The 6,195-nt window shown below is 37.9% G+C and carries 8 protein-coding genes; all 8 read right to left on the reverse strand.

Annotated features, from left to right (window positions below; translation table 11 throughout):
- Positions 1 to 174: 174 nt before the first annotated feature.
- Positions 175 to 783, reverse strand: coding sequence for a TipC family immunity protein (locus HMPREF2701_RS04730; RefSeq protein WP_070482302.1), 609 nt, complete (start codon positions 781 to 783; stop codon positions 175 to 177).
- Positions 784 to 787: 4 nt separating this feature from the next.
- The gene (locus tag HMPREF2701_RS04735) at positions 788 to 1,402 is read right to left on the reverse strand and encodes a TipC family immunity protein (protein WP_070482305.1); all 615 of its coding nucleotides are present in this window, start codon (positions 1,400 to 1,402) and stop codon (positions 788 to 790) included.
- Between the two features lie 10 nt (positions 1,403 to 1,412).
- A complete protein-coding gene (locus HMPREF2701_RS04740) occupies positions 1,413 to 1,883 on the reverse strand; it encodes a hypothetical protein (protein ID WP_083281730.1) in 471 nt (156 codons plus the stop codon).
- Positions 1,880 to 2,503 carry a TipC family immunity protein gene (locus tag HMPREF2701_RS04745; RefSeq protein WP_070482307.1) on the reverse strand — a complete coding sequence of 208 codons (624 nt, stop codon included), beginning with the start codon at positions 2,501 to 2,503 and terminating at the stop codon, positions 1,880 to 1,882. Before HMPREF2701_RS04745 ends, HMPREF2701_RS04740 begins: the two co-directional genes overlap by 4 nt.
- Before the next feature lie 10 nt (positions 2,504 to 2,513).
- Positions 2,514 to 4,166 carry a T7SS effector LXG polymorphic toxin gene (locus HMPREF2701_RS04750; protein WP_070482309.1) on the reverse strand — a complete coding sequence of 551 codons (1,653 nt, stop codon included), beginning with the start codon at positions 4,164 to 4,166 and terminating at the stop codon, positions 2,514 to 2,516.
- Positions 4,156 to 4,515, reverse strand: coding sequence for a DUF3958 family protein (locus HMPREF2701_RS04755; protein ID WP_070482312.1), 360 nt, complete (start codon positions 4,513 to 4,515; stop codon positions 4,156 to 4,158). Before HMPREF2701_RS04755 ends, HMPREF2701_RS04750 begins: the two co-directional genes overlap by 11 nt.
- Positions 4,512 to 4,790: a TIGR04197 family type VII secretion effector gene (locus HMPREF2701_RS04760; RefSeq protein WP_042750740.1), complete on the reverse strand. Its 279-nt coding sequence runs from the start codon at positions 4,788 to 4,790 to the stop codon at positions 4,512 to 4,514. Before HMPREF2701_RS04760 ends, HMPREF2701_RS04755 begins: the two co-directional genes overlap by 4 nt.
- A gap of 488 nt (positions 4,791 to 5,278) precedes the next feature.
- Positions 5,279 to 5,890: a CadD family cadmium resistance transporter gene (locus HMPREF2701_RS04765; RefSeq protein WP_070482314.1), complete on the reverse strand. Its 612-nt coding sequence runs from the start codon at positions 5,888 to 5,890 to the stop codon at positions 5,279 to 5,281.
- Positions 5,891 to 6,195: the final 305 nt, after the last annotated feature.

Here is a 6,195-nt window from a genome sequence, read left to right on the forward strand (position 1 = left end):
TCATCCTCGCCAATACTTGGCTTCATATCATTTGCATTAAAGGTCGTATCTCCCTCCCAGCCTGAAAGGTCTTTGACATGCTCTCTACCACCATAGAGATCGGATAACTGAATTTGATTAGGATTAAGATGAGTAGCCATGGTAATGGACTGGTGGGTAAAGTCTGCATGGCTATCACCAATTCTCCCACTGGGTTTCGACTTTCACCTCACCATAGTTGCTTGGTGAGTATTTACTTTCATAAATAGTACACCAGTCCTTCAAGACTTTTTGGTTGACGATTTCGTCATAGTCTTTCTCTAATTCTTCTTTGGAAATATTATTTTTTCTTAAATATTCTCTTACTTTTTCTTCATCATCAATAAATTGACCTGGTTTCCTTGGCTCTTCAAAAATCGCAAGCTCTTTTTTTAGCACTTTCTTTTGCATATTATAGTGTGCAGAATACCATAGGGTAATATTTGAATTAGTCTTTCTTTCAAAACGAATTGACATCCCTTTAATACCTGAACCAAAATTAAAGTTAATGGTTATATCACTATAGCCTTCGGGAAGAGTTTCATACTTTCCAAAAGGAGTATAAGATATATTTGGGTCATCACTTGGCCAACCTGGACTGATTTTAAACCCATCTATGTTTCTTAAAATATTATTTGTATGATATGTCTTATCTGTCTCCTGGTAGATTTCATCAAAAATATTTTTAGGTTGTTTAGGAAAAAAGTAAAAACAGGATAATATAATTAGTACGAATAAGGCTACTAAACCGAGAATCTTCTTCATGTTATCACCAATTCTCCCACTGGGTTTCAATCTTAACATCGCCATAATTACTTGGCGAGTACTTGCTGTCATAAATGGTGCACCAGTCCTTCAAGACTTTCTGGTTGACGATTTCGTCGTAGTAAGAATCCAAGTCCTTAGCAGTGATACCGTACTGCTCTAGATAGGATTTCACCTGAGCTTCGTCTTCAATATAAGTTTCCGTATCTGCTTTCTTCAAACCTATTTTGACAAATTTTTTCAAAACACGATCCTTACGAATATATTTATTCCATAAGCGAACTCTAACGTTTGGCCCGATTCGCTTTTCAAATGAGATTGAACTTAACTGTGTTTTTGTAGCAAAATTAAAACTAATTTCTACTTCAAAATACTCTTCTGGGGTATGGTCTTTATTATAAGTTCCAAATGGATAATATTTAGAATACTCTCCATCACTTGGCCAACCTGGACTAATTTCAAAGCCATCTATATGCCTTAAAATATTATTTGTTCGATAGGTTTTCTCAGTTTCTTGGTAAATCTCATCAAAAATATTTTTTGGTTGTTTAGGAAAAAAGTAAAAATAAACTGATACAAGTAATACTACTATTGTTAAAACACCTAGTATTTTCTTCATAGATTTCCTCCTACTCCGCCACGGTTTCCAAGCGATTTAAAAACTTGGATACACCTGGATAGTTACTTTTGATATATGCTTTAATAGCATCTTCCCCTTTTTCCATAACCTCTAACGGAAGAATACTTGCATAGATAGTACTTCTGACTTGTTTCCAGTCCTTATTTTTCAAGAACTCTCTTTCTCTCTGAGTGGAGTCTTTTTGAAGGTCAGTATAATAAGAAGAGATGGCTTGGTCATAGGATTGCCCCTTCTGCATCCGGCCGATAAGGTTGACCGAGTCTAGGTCTGCCTTGTAGTCATCCTCGCCAATACTTGGTTTCTTATCCGTAGCATTTTTAGTCGTGTCTCCTTCCCAGCCTGAAAGATCCTTGACATGCTCTCTACTACCACCATAGAGATCGGATAACTGAAGACTGCTAGGATTTAGATGGGTGGCCATAGTGATGGACTGGTGGGTAAAGTCTGCGTGGTCTATCACCAATTCTCCCACTGGGTTTCGACTTTCACCTCGCCATAGTTGCTCGGTGAGTAGTTACTGTCATAAATCGAGCACCAGTCCTTCAAGACTCTCTGGTTGACGATTTCGTCGTAATGTTTGTCTAAATCTTCTTTGGATATGTTATATTTTTTTAAATATTCTCTTATTTTTTCTTCATCTTTGAGGTACTCTCCAGCCTTTCTTGGCTCCTCTATAATTGCAAGTTCTTTCTCTAGAGTCTTACTCTTAATATTGTAATAACTTAAATACCACAAAGAAAACTTTGAATTAACTTTCCACTCAAACCAAATAAACATTCCTTTGTTTATACTATCGAAATTAAACTCTATTTCAGTCTCGGAATAATTTTCAGGAAGATAATTATCAATGTAAATTACCTTGGGAGTATACTTTCCTGTTCCCTGCATATCTTTATCATATATTTCATACTTATGTACTTCAACATCTTTCAACTGGTTAAAAACATTGTTTCCAAGATAAGTCTTCTCCGTCTCCTGATAAATCTCATCAAAAATATTTTTAGGTTGATGGATAAAAAAGTAGAAACAAGATGATACGATTATCACGAATAAGGCTACTAAACCTAATATTTTTTTCATCATCATCCTCCTAATTTCCCACAGCTTCTAAGCGATTTAAAAATGTTGATACATCTGAATGGTTTTTATCAATGTACTCTTTAATAGATACCTCACCCTTCTTCAGAATATCAGCGGGTACTAGGCTAGAATAGATAGTACTCTTGACTTGCTTCCAATCCTTATTTTTCAAGAATTCTCTTTCTCTCAGAGTCGAATCCTTCTGAAGATCAGCATAGTAAGAAGATATAGCTTGGTCATAGGATTGCCCCTTCTGCATTCGGCCTATAAGGTTGACCGAATCTAGGTCAGCCTTATAGTCATCCTCGCCAATACTTGGCTTCATATCATTAGCGTTAAAGGTCGTGTCTCCCTCCCACCCTGAAAGGTCCTTGACACGCTCTCTACCACCATAGAGATCGGATAACTGAGCTTGATTAGGATTTAGATGAGTCGCCATGGTAATGGACTGATGGGTAAAGTCTGCATGGCCCGCTCCGTTGTTAGAATATGATTTTAATTTACTGTCCCAAAATTGGTCAAATTTGTTATTTTTGCCATAAACTTTTTCATACTTATCCCGAGCATCACTATAAAATGTAGTTCCTGTTTTATTATCAATTTCCTTCATTTTTTTAACACTACTTCCGCCGCTAGCTAACACATGTTGCAATCTAAGATTATAAATCAATTTTTTGGCATCTGTTTCTTCTTTGATTCCAAGTTCTTGAAAAATTTCAAGTATTGGTTTCAATGTTCTCAATTTTTGGCCTGTATTCGGATCACTCACAAATTCGTAATAAAAATATTGCCACAATCCACCTGCCGTTTCGTTCCACTTAAAGTCATCATAGTTGGCTGCACCGACGACTCGCAAAAAGATATAGTCACGGAACTCTTGACTTGAGGTTGGGAACTTCTTATCTATCCCTTGCTTGATTGTCAAGAGCTGTTGGGCTGTCTCTGCGTCAAAGCCGTATTCTGCTATCATGGTCTGGACAAAGGCCTTCTCTTGACGACTGAGCTTCATATCCTTTGTGTCAGAATAGGCAGATAGGTAGTTGGCCCAAGTCAGGTCAGATGGAATTTTAAAGCTCCCTGTCTTTGCATCCCAACTATTTTCAATCTGGGCCAGTCCGCGACTCAACTGCACATCGATACTGTCTAGTTCATCGAACAGTCCTCCTGAATAGCTATCATAGGCACGCAGGTCTCTCAAAATCGTTTCATAGACGCGTTTATTGGCATGGTGTCCTCGCATGAGTTCCACATTACTGCGTCTCAATCTTCCCTTTTCTTCACTATCCATGGTCAAGCTAGAAAGGGATTGGTTGACTTCATCTAGATAAGCAATCATTTGCTCTTCCTGACGGATCTTATCAAGCAGATCATCCTCACGCCAACTCTTGCTGTCGACCATACTTTGGTAGTCTTCTGGTAATTTCTTGATGGCTTGAGAGAAGGTTTCCGCATAGAGTTGTCCCCCTTTGCTCAAGGGTAATAAGACACTTGCAAAAAAACTTCTAGCCGAATTATAAGCATCGCCCTTTAGACTCTCTGTATCTTCTGAAAACTTTTTGATGGCTGATTGCAAGTCTTGATAAGCCTCAACCTGAGATTGGCACATGCTTGCTACACTCGAACTTTGTAGTTGGGATTGTTCTAAGTACATATCAATGCCCATGTCGTTTTTCCTCCTCTCTTTCTAGTTCTTTGCGTCTTTCATAGTAGACCTCATCCAAGTCTCCCTCTAATCGGAACTTTTCTTTTTTCAAATCATCCATGCGGTAGCTGAGCTTCTCAAGAATTTGGTTTTTAAGTTGGTTTCTTTGTAGGAGTGTTTCTTCCAACTGTCCTGCATATCGGCTCTGATAGGCCGCCTCCCACAAATCATTTTGATAACGGTGACTAGCTCTATCATACCCTTCAAAGGTTTCTATCAGTTCTTTGGTGCGATATTTCTCTTTTCCATTGTCTTCTAGCCGGTACAAGAGGTCTCGCTCTCTTTTCTTCAACTCATCTAACTTGCTCATGCATGACTCCTAAAACCATTGGCACCCGCTTCATCTAACGCCTCAAAATCACTCGCTATAGAGTGCAGTCGTTCTGAAGTCAGGGTGACGGCTGCCGAAATCTGACTAGCTAGATTTTGAGACTTTGTCAGACATTGATGGGCTTTGTTATTTCCTTGAAGGGTCGTTCGATCATCTTGACTAGCCACAGCAATTGCTGTTAACGATTGACAAGCATTTTTCAGCTGACTCGCATACATTTGAGCAATATTTAGATCACTTTTTACTGTTGACATGACTGTTCTATCCTTTTTCTTAATCCCTTGTGATAGGTTTACTTTATTTAGCTATATAGACCTATTATACCATGTTTTGAATGCAAGCCCTAATTTATTCTATATTTAGATAATAAAATAGTTTTATATCTAAAAAGCTACCTAATTAGACTAGCTTCATTATCAAGCTATGCTCAATTGAACTCGGCCTAAGCACTTGGCAAAAAAGATAAAATCTCCTAGAAACTGAAGTTTCTTCGTCAATTTTCCTATTTTTGCTTTGTGCTTTTGACGGCCTTTGTATCTTGTTAATTGAACTCGGCCAAGCACTTGGCAAAAAAGATAAAATCCCCTAGAAGGGAGAAAATCTGGTTTATTTTACCTTATAGTGCTAGTAACCGAAGATTATACTCGAGTATATCGCGAGGTAAGGTGACAACGTAAAAAGCCCTCTGAAAATCAGAGAGCTGATTTGAGCTCGGGCTAAAATCCTAGTGAAACAAAAAAATCTACACGGTCAGAAAAGTCTCTATCGTGCCATTTTCATACATGATGTATAGTCCAAGTAGAATGAATACTAAGGGCACAATGATTCGCTCGTATTTTTCAATTGTCTCGAATATTAACGGAATAGAGGATAACACCCGACTAATCTCGCATAAGATAATTATGCCGATTACAAACACAAGCAACGCCACGAGGGTCTGTGACCAATCTAACGAAGCAAAATAAGGTATATAGATACCTAAATTATCTCCGCCAGACGCAATTGTCAGCAATGTAACTGTCCAAAACAGTTGATTTGCCTTGCTTTGTTCTAATCTTTCAATAATTTCTTCCTCTTCTTCCTCACCTTCTCCAACAATTGCAAAGCGAATCCCTAAATAGATAGGGATTAAACCAAGCAATCCAACCATCCATTCTTCAGGCACGAAATTAACGACATAAGCAGCAACTAAACTCACCCCTACAAGTAAGCCTGTGCCTAGATATTGCCCCGCATAAATATGCCATTTTTGTTTATTCTGTGATAGCTGTGCAAATAAAATAATTAAAATAATTAAATAATCGATACTGGTGGAAATATAAACACCAATAGCAGATATGATTGTCTGTCCCATAAAAACCTCCTGTATTAGTCAGTAATAAATCAGCAGATTTTAGGAGAGCACAGACACATTAATTTAGCTATCGCTAGTGGGTAATGTCGAACATAGGAAAGCATTTTACTCCTCCTCAAAACGTAGTTACAAAGTAATTTCTAACTGGAATTCGGTGACTACTTCCATGTAAAGTATAACATACTATACTTTACTTCGTAAAGTGTGGGCTCTCCGAGGGGGCTTGCAGACAGCTACGCACCCTTATGGTGTCATTAGCTGATACCATTTGAGGTTTTTGTAGTCTCTAAAATTGTGACCGATAA

The sequence above is a fragment of the Streptococcus sp. HMSC077D04 genome (assembly GCF_001808785.1).
GTDB lineage: Bacteria > Bacillota > Bacilli > Lactobacillales > Streptococcaceae > Streptococcus > Streptococcus mitis_BX.

Bases quoted from the DNA above. Each gene is read 5' to 3' on its own strand.
- HMPREF2701_RS04730 (WP_070482302.1), bottom strand. From the start codon at position 783: ATGAAGAAGATTCTCGGTTTAGTAGCCTTATTCGTACTAATTATATTA.
- HMPREF2701_RS04735 (WP_070482305.1), bottom strand. From the start codon at position 1,402: ATGAAGAAAATACTAGGTGTTTTAACAATAGTAGTATTACTTGTATCA.
- HMPREF2701_RS04745 (WP_070482307.1), bottom strand. From the start codon at position 2,503: ATGAAAAAAATATTAGGTTTAGTAGCCTTATTCGTGATAATCGTATCA.
- HMPREF2701_RS04750 (WP_070482309.1), bottom strand. From the start codon at position 4,166: ATGGGCATTGATATGTACTTAGAACAATCCCAACTACAAAGTTCGAGT.
- HMPREF2701_RS04755 (WP_070482312.1), bottom strand. From the start codon at position 4,515: ATGAGCAAGTTAGATGAGTTGAAGAAAAGAGAGCGAGACCTCTTGTAC.
- HMPREF2701_RS04760 (WP_042750740.1), bottom strand. From the start codon at position 4,790: ATGTCAACAGTAAAAAGTGATCTAAATATTGCTCAAATGTATGCGAGT.
- HMPREF2701_RS04765 (WP_070482314.1), bottom strand. From the start codon at position 5,890: ATGGGACAGACAATCATATCTGCTATTGGTGTTTATATTTCCACCAGT.